Genomic DNA, 16,502 nt, shown 5'->3' on the forward strand with positions numbered 1-16,502 from the left:
CTTCTCGTCAGCCGGCGATCGCCTGCTTCTGCAGTGCGACAAGCTCGGCAATGCCGGTCTTTGCCAGTCCGAGCAGGCTTGCGAATTCCGCTTCGCTGAAGGGTTTGCCTTCGGCCGTGCCCTGGATCTCGACAATGCCGCCGGTGCCGGTCATGACGAAATTCGCGTCGGTCTCGGCGGCGGAATCTTCGAGGTAGTCGAGGTCGATGATCGACTGGTTGGCGAAGATGCCACAGGATATGGCGGCGACATGGTCCTTCAGGACCTTCTCGACCTTCACCATGTTGCGGGCTTCCATCCACTTCAGGCAGTCATGCAGCGCCACCCAGGCGCCGGTGATCGAGGCCGTGCGCGTGCCGCCATCAGCCTGGATGACGTCGCAGTCGATCGAGATCTGGCGTTCGCCGAGTGCGGGCAGATCGACGACGGCGCGCAGCGACCGGCCGATCAAGCGCTGGATTTCCTGGGTGCGGCCGCTCTGCTTGCCGCTCGAGGCTTCGCGACGCATGCGCTCGCCGGTGGCGCGCGGCAGCATGCCGTATTCGGCCGTCACCCAACCCTTGCCGCCGTTGCGCAGCCAGGCCGGAACCTTTTCCTCAAGGCTGGCTGTGCACAGCACGTGCGTATCGCCGAATCGCACCAGACAGGAGCCTTCCGCGTGCTTGGAGAAATTGCGCTCGAACGAAACCTTGCGCATTTGGTCGATTTTTCTGCCGGATGGCCGCATCATCAAACTCCTATCGTATCTGGTGAGCCTTCTAGAGCATGGCGCAGCCAAAGGGAACCGGTGGACAGCCGGGGATCGGGGCGATTTTTCCCTTTTGCTATCGGGCGCGGGGATCACTATATTTCCGGCGGCAGGATTGGCCTGCGAACATGGAGCGACATGGTACTGCGCAATCCCGGAGTGACCGATATCGCGGCGGCGCTGGACGAGCGTTCCGGTGAAATCTTCCGTCGCATCGTCGAAACCTATTTGAACAGCGGAGAGCCTCTCGGCTCACGCAACCTTTCGCGGTTGCTGCCGATGTCGCTGTCGCCGGCGTCCGTGCGCAATGTGATGAGCGACCTCGAAGATCTCGGGCTGATCTATTCGCCGCACATCAGCGCCGGCCGCCTGCCGACGCAGACGGGCCTGCGTTTCTTCGTCGACGCCTTCATGCAGGTCGGCAATCTCTCCCCAGAAGATCGTGCTTCGATCGATCGGCACGTGCGGTTGAGCGACCATGCCCAGCCGGTCGATACGCTGCTGGCAGAGGCAAGCCAGATGCTGTCGGGCATGTCGCGCGGCGCCGGCCTCGTGATCACCGCCAAGAACGATCCGGTGCTCAAGCATGTCGAATTCATCCGGCTGGCGCCCACCAAGGCGCTGGCCGTGCTCGTCGGCGAGCATGACCAGGTCGAAAACCGCATCATCGAGCTTCCCGCCGGCGTGACGAGCTCGCAACTGACGGAAGCAGCGAACTTCTTGAATGCCCATCTCGCCGGCCAGACGATCGGCGAGGTGCGCTCGCAGCTCGAAACCGTCAAGCAGACCGTGCGCAGCGAACTCGATGCCCTGTCCCAGGATCTGGTCGAGCGTGGACTGGCGATCTGGTCGGGCAACGAGGGCGATGAAAAGCCGGCACGGCTGATCGTTCGCGGCCGGGCCAACCTGCTCGAGGGCCTGGAGGGAACCGAGGATATCGACCGCCTGCGCATGCTCTTCGACGACCTGGAAAAGAAGGACAGCCTGATCGAGCTGCTTGACCTCGCAGAGAGCGGCCCGGGTGTCAGGATCTTCATCGGTTCGGAGAACAAGTTGTTTTCATTGTCCGGTTCGTCGCTGATCGTTGCGCCCTATCGCGACAGTGAAGATCGCATCGTCGGCGCCGTCGGCGTCATCGGTCCGACGCGGCTCAACTATTCGCGCATCGTGCCGATGGTCGATTATACCGCGCAGTTGATGTCGCGGCTTTCGCGCTGATCAGGCGCTTTTGGCCACAGGCAGCATTGAACCCTTGATTTTTCGGCCCTAAACCTCGATATCGGCATCAAATCCAGTCACTGGGCATTTTACGCCATGCGGCCATCGTTGCGCGCGGGCGTCGGAATGCGGAAGACAAGACAGACGAACACCGGAGAACGTCATGACCGACGAAACAAACAAGCACGGACACGAAGCTGCCGCGACCGACGAGGCAGTCAACGATACGCCCGAGGTTGTGGAAGCGGCGCCGGTTGCCGAGCCCGATCCGCTGGAGCTTGCAAGGGCTGAGAACAACGACCTGCGCGACAAGTATCTAAGGCTCGCCGCCGAAATGGACAACCTGCGCCGCCGCACCGAACGCGACGTCAAGGATGCCAAGTCCTATTCCGTTGCTGGTTTTGCCCGCGACATGCTCGCCGTCTCCGACAATCTGCGCCGTGCGCTCGATGCCATCCCGGCTGAAGCGAAGGAAGCCGGAGAAGCGGGCCTTACTGCCCTCATCGAAGGTGTCGAGATGACCGAGCGCGCCATGCTGTCGGCGCTGGAACGTCACGGCGTGAAGAAGCTTGAGCCGGAAGGCCAGAAGTTCGACCCGAACTTCCACCAGGCAATGTTCGAAATCCCGAACGCCGACGTGCCGAACAACACGGTGCTGCAGGTCGTTCAGGCCGGCTACACCATCGGCGACCGCGTGCTGCGCCCGGCCATGGTCGGCGTATCCAAGGGCGGCCCGAAGGCGGCAGCTACGGAAGGCGACAGCCCGGCGGCCTGAGCTGCGGTCTGATCCATTTCAACGCCGCGCGTCCACTCGGATGCGCGGCGTTTCTTGTTTTCGGCAATCATATCAACCGAACAACTGCCGCAGGTGATCGTTGAGGAAACGGCCCTCCGGGTCGACTTTCGCCCGTAATGCCCGGAAATCGCCGGATCGTGGATAGAGCGCAGTCACGTCCTCCGCGCCGAGGAAATGCAGCTTCCCCCAATGCGGCCGCGAGCCGTATTGGCGCAGGATCGTATCGACGTCTTTGAGATACTCCCAATAGTCCGTGCCCGGCTCGCCCGAGACGGAAAGCGTGATCGAATCCTGCTCGTAGAACGGGCTGATCCAGCCGGTGTCGCCTGCGGTGAAGCGGTATTCGATCGGGTAGATGCAGGTCGGGTGCTTTTCCAGCATCAGCTTGCGCACAGCTTTTACAGCCTCCTTGCCGTGGGCGATGGGCACCGCATATTCAAGTTCGTGGAAGTTCGGCACATACTCGATCGGATAGATCTCCGAGGAATAGGCGATCTTCTCGAACCCCTGCTCCATCGGCGGCCGGTCGGTGATGTCGATCACCTTCATCTCGCAGACGTCGGACGTCTTGTCCGTCGTCGAAACCGACGCGGTATCCGGCAGGCAATAGCAATGCCGGCTTTCGGAAACCGGGCACCAGAAGAAGCCGAAGTGCCGATGCTTGGCGGCGAGTTCGTCGTGCTGCTCGATCATCTCGTCGAATGTGCAGCGCCAGAGCTTTTCATGCAGGTTGTAGCTGTCCATCGCCTGCAGCGTGATCTCGGAGATCACGCCGAGCATGCCGATCGAGACGCGGGCCGCCTCCAGCAGGTCCGGCGTCGTCTCGTCGACGACGAGAATGCTGCCGTCGGGCTCAACGAGCCGCATGCCGACGATCTGCGAGGCCATGTTGCCAAGTGCTGCTCCCGTGCCGTGGGTGCCGGTGGTGAGCGCCCCAGCCAGCGCCTGGCTGTCGATGTCGCCCTGGTTGATCAGCGAGAGGCCGTTCGACTTCAATACCTTGCCCAATTGGTTGATCGTCGTTCCCGCCCGGACCGAGACGCGTTTGCGCGCCTGGTCGATGGCGACCACGCCCTGCATGTTGGCAAGCGTCAGGTGGAGCCCGCTGGTCAGCGCCACCGGCGTGAAGGAATGGCCGGAGCCGGCGCAGCGCACATTGAGCCCTTGCGACGTCGCCTCGCGGACCATTTCGGCGAGCGCCGCCTCGCTCTCGGGTGCACCGCGCTGGCGCACGATGCAGGATTGGTTTCCGACCCAGTTGCGCCAGTGGCCGCCCGTCTGAAGCATATCTTTCCCCTCTCTCAGACCGCTGTGAAGCAATTGTCGACGAACAGATGCGTGCCGTTGACGAAGCTTGCCTCGTCGCTGGCCAGAAACAGCGCGGCATTGGCGACCTCTTTCGGGTCGCACATCCGCCCCTGCTGGGCAGCGATCGCCGCTTCCGAGACATCGACGCCGTATTTCCTGAGGCCCACCAGTTCGCGCTTGCCGTGATCGGTGGCGATGAAGCCGGGGCAGACGGCGTTGCAGCGGATGCCGCGGTCGCGGAACTCAACCGCGATGGCACGGGCGAACATGTGGCAGGCGCCCTTCGTCGTGTCGTAGAGCACTTCCATCGGCGTCGCCGCCACGGCCGAGATCGACGAGGTGCAGACGATGCTGCCGCCGCCGGCGGCGAGCATCCCTGGAAGCACCGCCTTGGTCATCAGGAACATGCTGCGCACGTTGACGGCCATCAGCCGGTCCCATTCGTCCTCTTCCGTCTCCAGAAAGGGCCCGACCGCCAGGATGCCGGCATGGTTGAAGAGAACGGTGATCGCGCCGAAGGCTGCTTCGACCGCCTTGACGGCCGAGCTCACCTGCGCAGAAATCGAGACGTCGGCCGGCGCGAAGATCGCATCGCCGCCGTTTGCGCGGATGGCGGCGGCAACCTCTTCGCCCTTGCTGCGTGGCAGATCGACGATGCCGACCTTGGCCCCTTCGCGGGCAAAGAGTTCGGATGCGGCAAGCCCGCAGCCACCGGCGCCACCACTGATCAAAGCCACTTTTCCGGAAAGTCTGCCTGCCATCGTGTCCCCCTGTGCTCAAGCGTCGCGGCTAAACACGTGCTACGATCTTGGTCCCTCGTGGGATGAATTATTGTTGACGAAGAGGGGGCTGTCGATATCCCATGCGGGATACGGGGGTAGGGGAGAGTTCGACGCGGATGCTGGCTCGGGAGTCGGCCGATATTTCGGCCATGATCGGATTGATCGGAACACAGGATTTCGGCGGCGCGCTCGATCGCATGCTGCGCTCGGTCGCAAGCTTCGATCTCTCGGTTGCCTTCGCCTATCCCTATGATAACAGACCGATCGTGCTGCATGACGGCTACACCGCCAAGGTGTCCGCCAGCGCGCTTTCTGCCTATCTCGGCGGCGCCTATCTGCTTGACCCGTTCTATGTTGCCTGCAGCTCCGGCCAGCCGCAGGGGCTATGGCGCATGCGCGAACTTGCGCCTGACCGGTTCTTCCATTCGGAGTTTTCAAGCTCGGCCGAGGTGCATCCCTGCATCTCGATGGAAAGCGGGGTTCTGGTCGAAGAGATTGGCTTCGTCATTCCGCTCGATGACAGCGTGCAGGCCACCTATTCGCTGATGCGCGGCCGCGGCGGCACGCCGTTCAGCGACGAGGAACTGGAGCGCTTGCGGGTCTACGAGCCGATCGTGCGAGAGGCCGTGCGTTCGAACTGGCGCCAGCAAAGCCATGCCGTGGCGGCGACGCCTCGGCCCGACGACGCGATCGAAACCGCTTTCGACAGCCTCTGCGCCGACCGCCTGACCCGGCAGCAACGCAACATCGTCCGCCTGATCCTGCGCGGGCACAGCAACCTGTCGATCGGCAAGACGATGAACATCGCCGAAGGAACCGTCCGCATTCACCGCAAGAACATTTATCGCCGGCTCGGTATTTCGAGCCAGGGCGCACTGTTTCGAATTTTCATTGATCATTTGAACCGCCGTCAGCTTTACTGACGGCCGGTCCGGGCCGTGGCTCAGGCGGCGTGCGAGGTCGTGTCCTCGTTGAGCAGCGTGTAGATCGCGCTGGCGGAATCGCTCGATCGGATCTTCGCCACCATGTCGTGGTCGCGCAGTACGCGGGCGATGCGCGACAATGCCTTGAGATGGTCGGCGCCGGCGCCTTCGGGCGCCAGGAGCAGGAAGACGAGGTCGACAGGCTGGTCGTCGAGCGCTTCGAAATCGACCGGCGTGTCCAGCCGCGCAAAGATCCCGATGATCGACGGCAGGTTGTTGAGCTTGCCGTGCGGGATAGCAATGCCGTTGCCGACGCCCGTGGAGCCCAGCCGTTCACGCTGCAGGATGACATCGAAGATTTCGCGTTCCGGAAGGCCGGTGATCTTTGCCGCTTTAGCCGCCAATTCCTGAAGGAGCTGTTTTTTCGAGTTGGCCCTCATGGCCGGGATGATCGCATTTTGGTGCAGTAAGCCTGCCAATGCCATTCTTTTGTCCTCGTTCGCCGGTTAGAGCCGGACAACATCATCATAAATGCGTCGCAATGGCTCTAACCATCTTTGTCTTGGCGGGTGCCATGCACAGAAAAGTCGTATTTTCCGGCCTGTCCGCTGATCCAAGTGGCGGGAGCGCCGGCGCACCGGCACTCCCTTTTTCCACTCATCCCTTGATATTGGCGGCGTCAATCCAGCCAATATTTCCGTCGTTGCGTCTGTAGACGATATTCAACTCTGCCTTGCCGGGAGTGCGGAACATGAGGACGGGTTCATCCGTCATGTCGAGCGCCATCACGGCGCTGGCGACAGACATCGTCCTCAGGTGTTTCGAGCTTTCGGCGACGATCGTCGGTGCGTAATCCTCGGGGACTTCGTCATCCTCGAATGGCACCGAGTCCATCACTGTGTATGCCACCTCGGTACCTTGACCATTACCGTTGTGGTGGTCCTTGAGCTTGCGCTTGTAGCGACGTAGGCGCTTTTCGATGCGCTCCGACGCTGCGTCAAAGGCAGCCTGAGGGTCATTGGCCTGTCCATTCGCCTGCATAACCACGCCCGTATCGAGATGAAGCTTGCAGTCGGCGCTAAAGCGCGGTCCAGACTTTTCCACAGTGACCTGGCTTGAATATCCTCCGTCGAAATATTTGGTAACGGCCTGCTCGATCTGATCGCCAATGCGGGCGCGGAACGAATCGCCGATTTCCATCTGTTTACCGGATACACGCACACTCATGGAGTTTCCTCTCTATTTCGTGATTTGCGTAGCCAGTCTATTCCAAGCGCTCTCGTCATCCAAGCCTTTCACGCTTGCGGGAGCCTCTCTGTCGCACCTACCGGTCGTGCCGGCCGCCTGAGGAAGACCGTGTCCTCGGCAATTGCGGCGGGCTCATATCCCCTGCGTCGCGGAGAGTCAATTGAAGGTCGCAAAAAAGTTAATACGCTTTAACCTTGCGTCGTCGCTTTAGGCTCTTTTTCTTTCGCATGTCGTCGTCGCAAAACCGCTGAAAAACTGTTGCGCGACCTGCTTTAGAAGCCCGATACCTTGGCCAGCGCCCGCTTTTCGCGCCGTCGCTGCACGGAGGAGGGGATGTTCATCGCTTCGCGATATTTCGCCACCGTGCGTCGCGCGATGTCGACGCCGGCCTGCTTGAGGCTGTCGACGATATCGTCGTCGGAAAGCACCGCATCGGCGACTTCCTGCTGGATCATCATGCGGATGCGGTGACGCACGGACTCAGCCGAATGGCTGTCGCCGCCCTCGGCCGAACCGATGGAGACGGTGAAGAAATACTTCAGCTCGAACAGCCCACGCGGCGTCAGCATGTACTTGTTCGAGGTGACGCGGCTTACCGTCGACTCGTGCATCTTGATCGCATCGGCGACGGTTTTCAGGTTGAGCGGTCGCAGATGCCCGACGCCATGGACGAGGAACGCGTCCTGCTGGCGAACGATCTCGGTGGCGACCTTCATGATCGTCCTGGCGCGCTGATCGAGGCTGCGGGTCAGCCAGTTGGCGGTCTGCAGGCATTCATTGAGAAAGGCCTGGTCCGCGCTGTTCTTCTCGGTGCCGCGCGACACCGTGGTGTAGTAGGCTTGGTTGACGAGGACGCGCGGCAGGGCGTCCGGGTTGAGTTCGATCAGCCAGGTTCCGTCGGGTGCCGCCCGCACGACGATATCGGGAACGATCGCCTCGCTAACGCTGGTCTCGAAGCTCGTTCCCGGTTTCGGGTCGAGCTTGCGGATTTCGGCGAGCATATCGATCAGGTCTTCCTCATCGACGCCGCAGATTTTCTTCAAGCTGGCAAAATCGCGCCGCGCCAGAAGCTCTAGGTTGGCGATGAGGGCTTCCATCGCCGGATCGAGGCGATCGCGAAGGCGCAGCTGAATGGCGAGGCATTCGCTGAGTGTGCGTGCGAAGACACCTGGCGGGTCGAACTGCTGCAGCGTGAGGAGGACGCGGGTGACGTCGGCGCCGGATGCGCCGAGGCGTTCGGCGACCTCCTGCAGATCAGCCTGAAGATAGCCTGCCTCGTCGAGCTGGTCGATCAGGTGCTGGGCAATCAGCCGGTCGGATGGGACGGACAACGCAAAGGGCAATTGCTCCAGAAGCGTCTCGCGCAGGCTCTTGGCGCCGGCCACGAAGTCGTCGAAATCGTAGTCGCCTCCTTCGCCGCTGCCGGGCATCGATTTCCACTGGCCGAGCAGTTCCGGCGCGTCGGCGCGTTGCGGCGCCGTGTCGTCCTGGTAGACATTGCCGAAATCCGCATCGAGCTGTTCATTGAGCCGCGCCCCATCGGTTGCCGTGGCATTGTCGTAGAGATCGCGCTGGCCGGATGCCTCATCCGTTCCGCCGAAGTCTTCACCGGATGCCTGCCCCGCTTCTTCGCGGCTGCCGTGCTCGGAGCTTCCACCGAACTCGTCGTCACCGCCGTGAAGCTCGAGCAGCGGATTCTTTTCGACTTCCTGCGCGATGAAATGGTTGAGTTCCAGATGCGTCATCTGCAGCAGCTGAATCGATTGCATCAGCTGCGGGGTCATGACCAGCGACTGTGACTGGCGCAGATGAAGGCTGGCCGACAATGCCATGCGGACGTGAAACTCCCGATGAAATCTCCACCGGTCGCATCGTTGGCGGGCCGGTTTTTCAATTGGCCCAAAAATTGCTTATTGCAGGGGTTTGGTCAAGCGCGACCGCGGGGCGAGATGCCGGATTCGCCCGCGGATCGCATCAGAGGCTGAAATTATCGCCGAGATAGAGCCGGCGCACGTCCGGATTGGTGACGATATCGTTGGCGCGGCCGTGGGTCAGCACTTCGCCGGCATGGATGATGTAGGCCCGGTCGATCAGGCCAAGGGTCTCGCGCACATTATGGTCGGTGATGAGTACGCCGATACCGCGCGACGTCAGGTGTCGCACCAGCGCCTGGATGTCGGCGACGGAAATCGGGTCGACGCCGGCAAAGGGCTCGTCGAGCAGCATGAAGGTCGGGTCGGTGGCAAGCGCTCGGGCAATTTCGAGACGTCGCCGCTCGCCGCCGGAAAGGGCGATCGCCGGCGACTTGCGCAGATGCGTGATGTTGAACTCGCCGAGCAGGTCGTTGAGCTTGCTCTCGCGGCGCTCCAGGTTCTTATCGTGCAGTTCGAGAACGGCGCGGATGTTGTCCTCGACCGTCAGGCCGCGAAAGATCGAGGCTTCCTGCGGCAGGTAGCCGACGCCGAGGCGGGCGCGGCGATACATCGGCATCGTCGTCACGTCGTTGCCATTGATCTCAATCGAGCCTTCGTCGACAGGCACGAGGCCGGTGATCATGTAGAAGCATGTGGTCTTGCCGGCACCGTTCGGGCCGAGGAGACCGACTGCCTCCCCGCGGCGAACGACCAGCGACACACCATTGACCACGCGCCGCTCGCGATAGGACTTTGTCAGGCCACGCGCGATCAGTGTGCCGTCATAACGCGCCTTGTCGACCGCGTGACCGGTCGCGGCTGGTGTGGCCGCCGACGGTTTGCGGACGCGCTTGCGCTTGTGAAGGAAGGGGAGTTGCACGAGCGGGTCTACGTCAGTTCTTCTTCTGTGACTTCGGGTCGAGCTGGATCTGCACCCGACCGCCACAGGCTTCGAGCTGCGCTTCGCCCGTGTTCATCTGCACATTCAATTGGCAGCCGACGAACACGTTCTTGCCTTCCGACAGAACGACCTTCTCGCCCTTCAATACGAAGGTCTGCTTGGTCATGTTGAACTCGCCGCTGTCAGCGGTTGCCTGCTGGGTGCCGGAGCTGAGGAAGACGCGCTGGCTGACTTCGATCCGCTCGATGTCGGCGTCGCCGCTCGAGACCGAGCCTGCGCCGGACTTGTAGAAGACCGTCATGCTCCCGGCCTGAAGCGTCGTTGTGCCCTGCACGACCTTGACGTTCCCGGTAAAGATCGCCTTGCTTTCTGGGTCCTTGATTTCAAGCTTGTCGCTTTCGATCTGGATCGGCTTGTCGTTCGACAATTCGAGGCCCTTCATCTTGCTCGATGTGGCCTGGGCTGACGCGCCTGAAACGATCATCAATGCGCCGATGCCGGCAACGGCCAGGCTGGCTGAAATCCTGAAAAAAGTAGCGGGTAAAACCGACATGGATGCACCAGATCCTAATTCGTGTTCTTGCGGATGGCGGCGGGTTCGAGATTGACCCTCACCATGCCCTCGAATGTTACTATGCGTCCCTTATCCGTCATTCGCAGCCGCTGCGCAATGATCGAACCGCCCTTCATGCTGATCGCAATCGGTTGTTTTGTTTCCATTTCGCCGGCATTGATGTCCAGATAGGCCGATTGGAAATCGGCGTTGACGCCATTATTCATTGTAATCGTGAACGGGGCGTTCATGTCGAGCGTGTTGGCCCCGCGGTCGTAGATGCCGTTGGTCGCGTCCACCGTGGCGATCAGCTTTTCGTTCACCGGCATTTCGGCATGGATCGTCTGCAGCGTGATGATATCGGGATTGACGATATCCTGCAGCGCGCGCTGCGCCTTCATCGAATAGCTGATGCCCTGCTTGTTGCGCCCGGCAATCGCAGGGTTCTGCATGACGATCTTGCCATCCTCGATCGTTGCACTGTCGAGCTGCAGATCGACCGGCATGAAGGCGCGCACGAAGGAAATGGCGGCAAAGATCGCCGCGATGATGCCGGCGACGACAGGCAGGATGATCTTCAGACGCCGGACGCGCGCCGAATGCCGCGCCGCGAGCGCGTAGGCGTCCGACGAGCTCGCACCCGAATCGGCAAAGAAGCCGGGGGCTGGCGCATGATCTAACATGTGAAGACCTGTTGGTTCCGTTGCTTTCCCGCGGATCGTCGAGAACCGCATTTTACATACATTCGTGTAAGTCGTCGCAAATATGGATACTTTTTGCAGCTGCACAATGGCGCCGCAAAAAACTTCGTGAAGACAGGAAAACGGCGGGCACGGCTTTTAACCGTGACCGACCGCGTCTATTGAATATGCCACCTGCCGCGCAGATAGCATGTTCCATCGGAAACTGACAGAAGCTGCGCCAACAAATTCGGGAGAAACCCACATGGATGAACTAGCCATCGCCGATCGCCGCAGCCTGCGCAGGAAGCTGAGTTTCTGGCGCTGGATCGTCGCCGGCCTGCTCGCCGTCGTGGCATTGGTCATTCTGTTCTGGTCGGGCTGGGCGGAGACCGCAGGGCGTGCCCGCGATCATGTTGCCCGTGTGACGATTTCGGGATTGATCCAGGACGATCGCGAATTGCTGGAGCGGCTTCAACGGATCGAGGACAACGATTCGGTCAAGGCACTGGTGGTCACCATATCGTCGCCCGGCGGCACCACCTATGGCGGCGAGGTCATCTACAAGGCGATCCGCAAGGTCGCCGCCAAGAAGCCGGTGGTTTCCGATATTCGCACGCTAGCCGCCTCCGCCGGCTACATGATCGCGCTTGCCGGCGATACGATTATCGCCGGCGAAAGCTCGATCACCGGCTCGATCGGCGTCATCTTCCAGTATCCCCAGGTCAAGGAGCTGATGGACAAGCTTGGCGTCTCGCTGGAATCGATCAAGTCGCGGCCGCTGAAGGCCGAGCCGTCCCCCTTCCATCCCGCGAGCGATGAAGCCAAGGCAATGATCCAGGCGATGATCGATGACAGCTATGGCTGGTTCGTCGATATGGTGGCAGAGCGTCGCAAGCTGTCGCGCGACGAGGCGCTTCTGCTGGCCGACGGGCGGATTTTCACCGGCCGCCAGGCGCTGGGCCTGAAGCTCGTCGACAAGCTTGGCGGCGATGACGAAGTCCGCACCTTCCTGGCCGACAGGAAAGTGTCGAAGGACCTTCCTCTGGTTGATTGGGATGCGCCGCGCCGGACTCTGCCTTTCGGCCTCGGATCGGCCGTCTCGGAGTGGGTCAAGATGTTGGGATATGACGCTTTTCCGGCCATGAGGGGTCTCGAAAAAATCGGGGGTGACAAGTTGTTTCTTGACGGTCTTGTTTCGGTTTGGCAGGTTGATGCTCAATGAGGATGGCAGCATATGCCCAGCCTGATCCGTAACATGGCCGCCCGCGCCAAGTGAGCGTCGGCCATATTCTTGCGGCAATCACAATGCAGACCGAAAAAGCAAAACAAACAAGAATTTAAGGGGGCGACAGTGATCAAGTCAGAACTGGTGCAGATTGTTGCAGCTCGCAATCCGCATCTCTATCACCGCGACGTCGAAAACATCGTCAACGCGGTGCTCGATGAGATCACAGATGCGCTGGCTGCCGGAAACCGTGTCGAACTGCGCGGTTTCGGTGCTTTCTCCGTCAAGAACCGGCCGTCGCGCTCCGGTCGCAATCCGCGCACCGGCGATTCGGTTTTTGTCGAGGAAAAGTGGGTGCCGTTCTTCAAGACCGGCAAGGAGCTGCGCGAGCGGCTGAACCCGGGCATGAACGGGGACGATGAAGACTGATCATCCCGCCCGATCGTCATGAGTCCGGATTGTCGCCATCGCTGCCAAGGCCTGTCGATGATCCGGAAAACTGGAGCGGCTGAATGCTCAAGAAACTGGTCAACATCATCGTTCTCATCCCGGTCGGCGTCATTCTGATCGTGCTCAGCGTCGCCAATCGCCAGAGCGTCACGCTGGCCCTCAATCCGTTCCGGCCCGAAGACAGCGTGCTGTCCGTGAGCGCGCCGTTCTTTGTTTTCCTGTTTCTTGCCGTCGTCGTCGGGTTGATTCTGGGTGCCGCCGCGACCTGGTTTAGCCAGGGCAAGTACCGTCGGCGTGCGCGCAATGAAGCGACCGAGGCGCTGAAATGGCATCGCGAAGCCGAAAAGCACCGCAGCCAGGCAGAGAAGCTGGCCACCCAGGCGACACTCGCCGCCCCGCAGAACTGAATGGCAGGGCGGCCATGCCCTTCAGCCGGCCGCTTCCGCCGGGCCGCCGATCGCTGCGCCGAAATCCGTGAAGAACTGCTGCGCCAGCTTCTTGGCGGTCGAATCGACCAGCCGGGATCCGAGCTGCGCTAGCTTTCCGCCGATCTGCGCCTTGACGTCGTAGCGCAGCAGCGTCTCCGCACCGTCGTCGACCAGGGTCACATCCGCGCCACCCTTGGCAAAACCGGCAATGCCGCCCTTTCCCTCACCGGAGATCGTGTAGCTTTCGGGCGGGTTGAGGTTCGACAGGATGACGTCGCCGGTAAAGGAGGCCGAGACCGGCCCGATCTTGATCTTGACGACGGCCGAAAGCTCGGTCGGAGATTTCATCTCGATCGACTGACAGCCCGGGATGCAACGCTTGAGGATTTCCGGATCGTTGAGGCCGCGCCACACGGCATCGCGCGGTGCCGAGATGCGTTCTTCGCCGGTCATGTCCATGCGCTTTCCTCCCACTGACGGTGCCGTGCGTCGACAAGGACGCGCGAGGTTGATGTAATCTTTTGAATTCGCTTTACAATCCTGTCCGTAAGTTGATGCCGGACGGTGGAATTATGCAAGTGTCGCTTCCGCACCGATCTTGGCAAATCGGAAACGGCTTTGCCAAGAGCATGAGCGGTGCTATTTGCACCAACAGAAAAAGCTTCGCCTCGAAATCCGGGGTGCGGCGGCATACCTCATGGTGCAGGCCCGTTTACATCCGATATCCGGGAGGGTAGCGCCTCGTGACAAAACAAAGCCCAGGGATCTCAGCGTGAAGGAAAAGGACCGGCGGTCGAAGAATGCCTCCGTGACGACGGCGAAGGGCCGTGGTGCCGAGGCGCGTGGCGGTGGCCGCCATGAAAAGAAGCGTCCACCGTTTGCCAAGTCGGGCGATTTCAAAGAACGGGCCACCATCCAGGCAACGGCGAAAGTTGCAGAGCCGCGCGAGCGGCCTCCGCGGGCACAGCCCGAAAACGAGGCACCGGCGCGCGTCATCCCACGGCGCACCGGCGACAAGCCGGGCGAACAGGTGCCGCTCATTCTCGAAACGTCGGGTGTTTCCGGCTATCATCTGATCGACAGCGGCGCCGGCGAAAAGCTTGAGCAGTACGGACCCTATCGCATCGTGCGCCCCGAGGCGCAGGCGCTTTGGCCGCGTACCCTGCCCGCCAGTGTATGGGAGAATGCCGACGCAATCTTCACCGGCGACACCGACGAGGACGGCATGGGCCGCTGGCGCTTTCCCGGCGCCGTTCTTGGCGAGACCTGGCCGATGCAGCTTCTCGGCACCGAATTCCATGGCCGCTTCACGTCCTTCCGCCATGTCGGCGTGTTTCCCGAGCAGCTCGCCCACTGGAGCTGGGTGAAGGACCAGGTAGAGGCGGCCCGCCGCCCCCTGAAGGTCCTCAACCTGTTCGGTTATACCGGGGTCGCCTCGCTGATCGCCGCCAAGGCCGGTGCCGAGGTCACCCATGTCGACGCCTCGAAGAAGGCGATTGGCTGGGCCCGGGAAAACCAGGCGCTGGCGCGCGCCGAAAAGCTGCCGATCCGCTGGATCTGCGACGACGCGATGAAGTTCATTCAGCGCGAGGAACGTCGCGGCAGCCGCTATGACATCATCCTGACCGACCCGCCAAAGTTCGGCCGCGGTCCGAACGGCGAGGTCTGGCAGCTTTTCGACCACCTGGCTGCGATGCTCGACATCTGCCGCGAAATCCTGTCGCCCGAAGCGCGCGGCCTAGTGCTGACCGCCTATTCGATCCGCGCCAGCTTCTACTCGATCCATGAACTGATGCGCGAGACGATGCGCGGCCGCGGCGGCCGGGTGGAATCGGGCGAACTCATCATCCGCGAAGGCGGCCTTGACGGCCACGAGCCGGGACGGGCGCTTTCGACTTCTCTCTTCAGCCGCTGGGTGCCGTAATGAGCAATGACAGAAGCGAACACGGCGCAGGCCGCGTCGGACAGGTGAAGGAAGTCACCAGCCTCACCAATCCTATTATCAAGGACATCAAGTTGCTGGCGCAGAAGAAGCACCGCGACGAGACACGGTCCTTCATGGCCGAAGGCTTGAAACTGGTGATCGATGCGCTCGATCTCGGCTGGAAGATCAAGACGCTGATCTACGCCAAGGCGGCCAAGGGCAAGCCGCATGTGGAACAGGTCGCAGCAAAGACCTTTGCCCGGGGCGGCCTGGTGCTCGAGGTCAGCGAAAAGGTGCTCTCGACGATCACCCGGCGCGACAATCCGCAGATGGTCGTCGGCATCTTCGAGCAGCGCTACCGGGCGCTGAAGGAGATCCGCCCGCAGCTCGGCGAAACCTATGTGGCGCTCGACCGTGTTCGCGATCCGGGTAATCTCGGCACGATTATCCGCACGGCCGATGCGGCCGGTGCCTCCGGCATCATTCTCGTCGGGGAAACGACCGATCCGTTCTCGCTCGAGACGGTGCGGGCGACGATGGGCTCGGTCTTCGCCATGCCGGTCGTGCGCGCCAGCGCCGATGACTTCGTCAAATGGCAGAAGCAGGCCGGTGTAAAGGTCGTCGCCACGCATCTGGCCGGTTCGGTCGACTACCGGACGATCGACTACAAGTCGAAACCGGTCGTGTTGCTGATGGGCAACGAACAGGCTGGCCTTCCGGAAGAGCTTGCCCGTGAGGCCGGAGCGCTGGCCCGCATTCCGCAGGCGGGGCGTGCCGATTCCCTCAACCTGGCGATCGCCACCGGCATCATGCTGTTTGAGGCGCGACGTCATCTGCTGGCGCTGGATGCCGGCGCATGAGCGAAAAGCAGGTATTGTTTTCGCGGCCGCTCCCGATCGCGGTCTTCATCGCCCTCGCGCTCGCCGCCGACCAGCTGATCAAATATCTGGTCGAATCCTATCTGCCGTTCAATGAGGCGGTTCCGGTCGTGCCGATGCTGGCGCTCTACCGCACCTACAATTACGGCGTCGCCTTCTCGATGCTGTCGGGCATGGAAGGCTGGTTCATCGTCGGCATGCGCCTTGTCGTCGTTGCCTTCGTTCTGTGGCTGTGGCGGCGCACGCCGAAGGACAGGTTCTTCGCGCATTTCGGCTACGCCTTGATCATTGCCGGTGCGCTCGGCAACCTCGTCGACCGGCTGATCTTCGGCTACGTCATCGACTACATCCTCTTCCATACGCAGACGTGGTCTTTCGCGGTCTTCAACCTGGCCGACAGTTTCATCACCGTTGGCGCCGGCGCGATCATTCTCGACGAGCTGCTGCAGGCGAAAAAGGCAAACCGCTAAGATTTTATCGATGCGCTGAAGCCATTCGGAACGCTTGCCGTGTTAGCTGAATGG

Annotated in this window: 18 protein-coding genes and 1 pseudogene; 9 read left to right on the forward strand and 10 right to left on the reverse strand. The window is 61.5% G+C overall.

Features of this window, described 5'->3' with window-relative positions:
* Positions 1 to 7: 7 nt before the first annotated feature.
* Positions 8 to 727, reverse strand: a complete 720-nt coding sequence (gene rph, locus ASD52_RS13075) for a ribonuclease PH (RefSeq protein WP_025425675.1) — start codon at positions 725 to 727, stop codon at positions 8 to 10.
* A 159-nt stretch (positions 728 to 886) separates the two neighbouring features.
* Between rph and hrcA the strand changes: the two genes are divergently transcribed.
* Complete coding sequence (gene hrcA / locus ASD52_RS13080) at positions 887 to 1,966, forward strand: heat-inducible transcriptional repressor HrcA (protein ID WP_057204296.1); 1,080 nt, start codon at positions 887 to 889, stop codon at positions 1,964 to 1,966.
* 154 nt (positions 1,967 to 2,120) lie between these two features.
* Positions 2,121 to 2,741: pseudogene (gene grpE, locus ASD52_RS13085) on the forward strand (nucleotide exchange factor GrpE); the annotation flags it as partial.
* Positions 2,742 to 2,813: 72 nt separating this feature from the next.
* On the opposite strand, the gene ASD52_RS13090 reads toward grpE, so the two are convergent.
* Positions 2,814 to 4,049, reverse strand: coding sequence for a D-arabinono-1,4-lactone oxidase (locus ASD52_RS13090; protein WP_025425678.1), 1,236 nt, complete (start codon positions 4,047 to 4,049; stop codon positions 2,814 to 2,816).
* Between the two features lie 14 nt (positions 4,050 to 4,063).
* Positions 4,064 to 4,831, reverse strand: coding sequence for an SDR family NAD(P)-dependent oxidoreductase (locus tag ASD52_RS13095; protein ID WP_057224627.1), 768 nt, complete (start codon positions 4,829 to 4,831; stop codon positions 4,064 to 4,066).
* 137 nt (positions 4,832 to 4,968) lie between these two features.
* Between ASD52_RS13095 and ASD52_RS13100 the strand changes: the two genes are divergently transcribed.
* Positions 4,969 to 5,775, forward strand: a complete 807-nt coding sequence (locus tag ASD52_RS13100) for a helix-turn-helix transcriptional regulator (protein ID WP_025425680.1) — start codon at positions 4,969 to 4,971, stop codon at positions 5,773 to 5,775.
* A gap of 20 nt (positions 5,776 to 5,795) precedes the next feature.
* Here the strand turns inward: ASD52_RS13100 and ptsN are convergent, their stop codons facing one another.
* The 6 genes from ptsN to lptC all read right to left on the reverse strand — a co-directional run bounded on the left by ptsN (position 5,796) and on the right by lptC (position 11,073).
* Positions 5,796 to 6,260 (reverse strand): PTS IIA-like nitrogen regulatory protein PtsN, encoded by a 465-nt coding sequence (gene ptsN, locus ASD52_RS13105; protein WP_025425681.1) that lies wholly within the window; start codon positions 6,258 to 6,260, stop codon positions 5,796 to 5,798.
* 172 nt (positions 6,261 to 6,432) lie between these two features.
* Entirely contained in the window at positions 6,433 to 7,002 is a 570-nt protein-coding gene (raiA, locus tag ASD52_RS13110) for a ribosome-associated translation inhibitor RaiA (protein ID WP_025425682.1), read from the reverse strand.
* 293 nt (positions 7,003 to 7,295) lie between these two features.
* A complete protein-coding gene (gene rpoN / locus ASD52_RS13115) occupies positions 7,296 to 8,855 on the reverse strand; it encodes an RNA polymerase factor sigma-54 (RefSeq protein WP_025425683.1) in 1,560 nt (519 codons plus the stop codon).
* A 142-nt stretch (positions 8,856 to 8,997) separates the two neighbouring features.
* Complete coding sequence (lptB, locus tag ASD52_RS13120; RefSeq protein WP_057224630.1) at positions 8,998 to 9,816, reverse strand: LPS export ABC transporter ATP-binding protein; 819 nt, start codon at positions 9,814 to 9,816, stop codon at positions 8,998 to 9,000.
* A 13-nt stretch (positions 9,817 to 9,829) separates the two neighbouring features.
* Entirely contained in the window at positions 9,830 to 10,390 is a 561-nt protein-coding gene (locus ASD52_RS13125) for an LptA/OstA family protein (RefSeq protein ID WP_025425685.1), read from the reverse strand.
* 14 nt (positions 10,391 to 10,404) lie between these two features.
* The gene (gene lptC, locus ASD52_RS13130) at positions 10,405 to 11,073 is read right to left on the reverse strand and encodes an LPS export ABC transporter periplasmic protein LptC (RefSeq protein ID WP_025425686.1); all 669 of its coding nucleotides are present in this window, start codon (positions 11,071 to 11,073) and stop codon (positions 10,405 to 10,407) included.
* A 262-nt stretch (positions 11,074 to 11,335) separates the two neighbouring features.
* On the opposite strand from lptC, the gene sppA reads away from it, so the two are divergent.
* The 3 genes from sppA to ASD52_RS13145 all read left to right on the forward strand — a co-directional run bounded on the left by sppA (position 11,336) and on the right by ASD52_RS13145 (position 13,155).
* Positions 11,336 to 12,295, forward strand: coding sequence for a signal peptide peptidase SppA (gene sppA, locus ASD52_RS13135; RefSeq protein ID WP_025425687.1), 960 nt, complete (start codon positions 11,336 to 11,338; stop codon positions 12,293 to 12,295).
* A gap of 129 nt (positions 12,296 to 12,424) precedes the next feature.
* Complete coding sequence (locus ASD52_RS13140; protein ID WP_025425688.1) at positions 12,425 to 12,727, forward strand: integration host factor subunit beta; 303 nt, start codon at positions 12,425 to 12,427, stop codon at positions 12,725 to 12,727.
* Between the two features lie 83 nt (positions 12,728 to 12,810).
* Complete coding sequence (locus tag ASD52_RS13145; protein ID WP_025425689.1) at positions 12,811 to 13,155, forward strand: hypothetical protein; 345 nt, start codon at positions 12,811 to 12,813, stop codon at positions 13,153 to 13,155.
* A 21-nt stretch (positions 13,156 to 13,176) separates the two neighbouring features.
* Here the strand turns inward: ASD52_RS13145 and ASD52_RS13150 are convergent, their stop codons facing one another.
* Positions 13,177 to 13,635 carry a carbon monoxide dehydrogenase subunit G gene (locus ASD52_RS13150; protein ID WP_025425690.1) on the reverse strand — a complete coding sequence of 153 codons (459 nt, stop codon included), beginning with the start codon at positions 13,633 to 13,635 and terminating at the stop codon, positions 13,177 to 13,179.
* A 313-nt stretch (positions 13,636 to 13,948) separates the two neighbouring features.
* Here ASD52_RS13150 and ASD52_RS13155 point away from each other — a divergent pair, with 313 nt between their 5' ends.
* Genes ASD52_RS13155 through lspA form a run of 3 tightly spaced genes read left to right on the forward strand, consistent with a single transcriptional unit; the run spans position 13,949 to position 16,448 of the window.
* On the forward strand, positions 13,949 to 15,100 hold the full coding sequence (locus tag ASD52_RS13155) for a class I SAM-dependent rRNA methyltransferase (RefSeq protein WP_025425691.1): 1,152 nt from the start codon (positions 13,949 to 13,951) through the stop codon (positions 15,098 to 15,100).
* Complete coding sequence (locus ASD52_RS13160; protein WP_025425692.1) at positions 15,100 to 15,960, forward strand: RNA methyltransferase; 861 nt, start codon at positions 15,100 to 15,102, stop codon at positions 15,958 to 15,960. The genes ASD52_RS13155 and ASD52_RS13160 overlap by 1 nt, the downstream gene beginning before the upstream one ends.
* Entirely contained in the window at positions 15,957 to 16,448 is a 492-nt protein-coding gene (lspA, locus tag ASD52_RS13165) for a signal peptidase II (RefSeq protein ID WP_025425693.1), read from the forward strand. Before ASD52_RS13160 ends, lspA begins: the two co-directional genes overlap by 4 nt.
* Positions 16,449 to 16,502 lie beyond the last annotated feature (54 nt).

Source organism: Ensifer sp. Root142 (assembly GCF_001426785.1).
Taxonomy (GTDB): domain Bacteria; phylum Pseudomonadota; class Alphaproteobacteria; order Rhizobiales; family Rhizobiaceae; genus Ensifer; species Ensifer canadensis.

Bases quoted from the DNA above. Each gene is read 5' to 3' on its own strand.
- sppA (WP_025425687.1), top strand. From the start codon at position 11,336: ATGGATGAACTAGCCATCGCCGATCGCCGCAGCCTGCGCAGGAAGCTG.
- ASD52_RS13160 (WP_025425692.1), top strand. From the start codon at position 15,100: ATGAGCAATGACAGAAGCGAACACGGCGCAGGCCGCGTCGGACAGGTG.
- lptC (WP_025425686.1), bottom strand. From the start codon at position 11,073: ATGTTAGATCATGCGCCAGCCCCCGGCTTCTTTGCCGATTCGGGTGCG.
- ASD52_RS13150 (WP_025425690.1), bottom strand. From the start codon at position 13,635: ATGGACATGACCGGCGAAGAACGCATCTCGGCACCGCGCGATGCCGTG.
- hrcA (WP_057204296.1), top strand. From the start codon at position 887: ATGGTACTGCGCAATCCCGGAGTGACCGATATCGCGGCGGCGCTGGAC.
- ptsN (WP_025425681.1), bottom strand. From the start codon at position 6,260: ATGGCATTGGCAGGCTTACTGCACCAAAATGCGATCATCCCGGCCATG.
- raiA (WP_025425682.1), bottom strand. From the start codon at position 7,002: ATGAGTGTGCGTGTATCCGGTAAACAGATGGAAATCGGCGATTCGTTC.
- ASD52_RS13145 (WP_025425689.1), top strand. From the start codon at position 12,811: ATGCTCAAGAAACTGGTCAACATCATCGTTCTCATCCCGGTCGGCGTC.
- rph (WP_025425675.1), bottom strand. From the start codon at position 727: ATGCGGCCATCCGGCAGAAAAATCGACCAAATGCGCAAGGTTTCGTTC.
- ASD52_RS13090 (WP_025425678.1), bottom strand. From the start codon at position 4,049: ATGCTTCAGACGGGCGGCCACTGGCGCAACTGGGTCGGAAACCAATCC.
- ASD52_RS13125 (WP_025425685.1), bottom strand. From the start codon at position 10,390: ATGTCGGTTTTACCCGCTACTTTTTTCAGGATTTCAGCCAGCCTGGCC.
- rpoN (WP_025425683.1), bottom strand. From the start codon at position 8,855: ATGGCATTGTCGGCCAGCCTTCATCTGCGCCAGTCACAGTCGCTGGTC.
- ASD52_RS13100 (WP_025425680.1), top strand. From the start codon at position 4,969: ATGCTGGCTCGGGAGTCGGCCGATATTTCGGCCATGATCGGATTGATC.
- ASD52_RS13095 (WP_057224627.1), bottom strand. From the start codon at position 4,831: ATGGCAGGCAGACTTTCCGGAAAAGTGGCTTTGATCAGTGGTGGCGCC.
- lspA (WP_025425693.1), top strand. From the start codon at position 15,957: ATGAGCGAAAAGCAGGTATTGTTTTCGCGGCCGCTCCCGATCGCGGTC.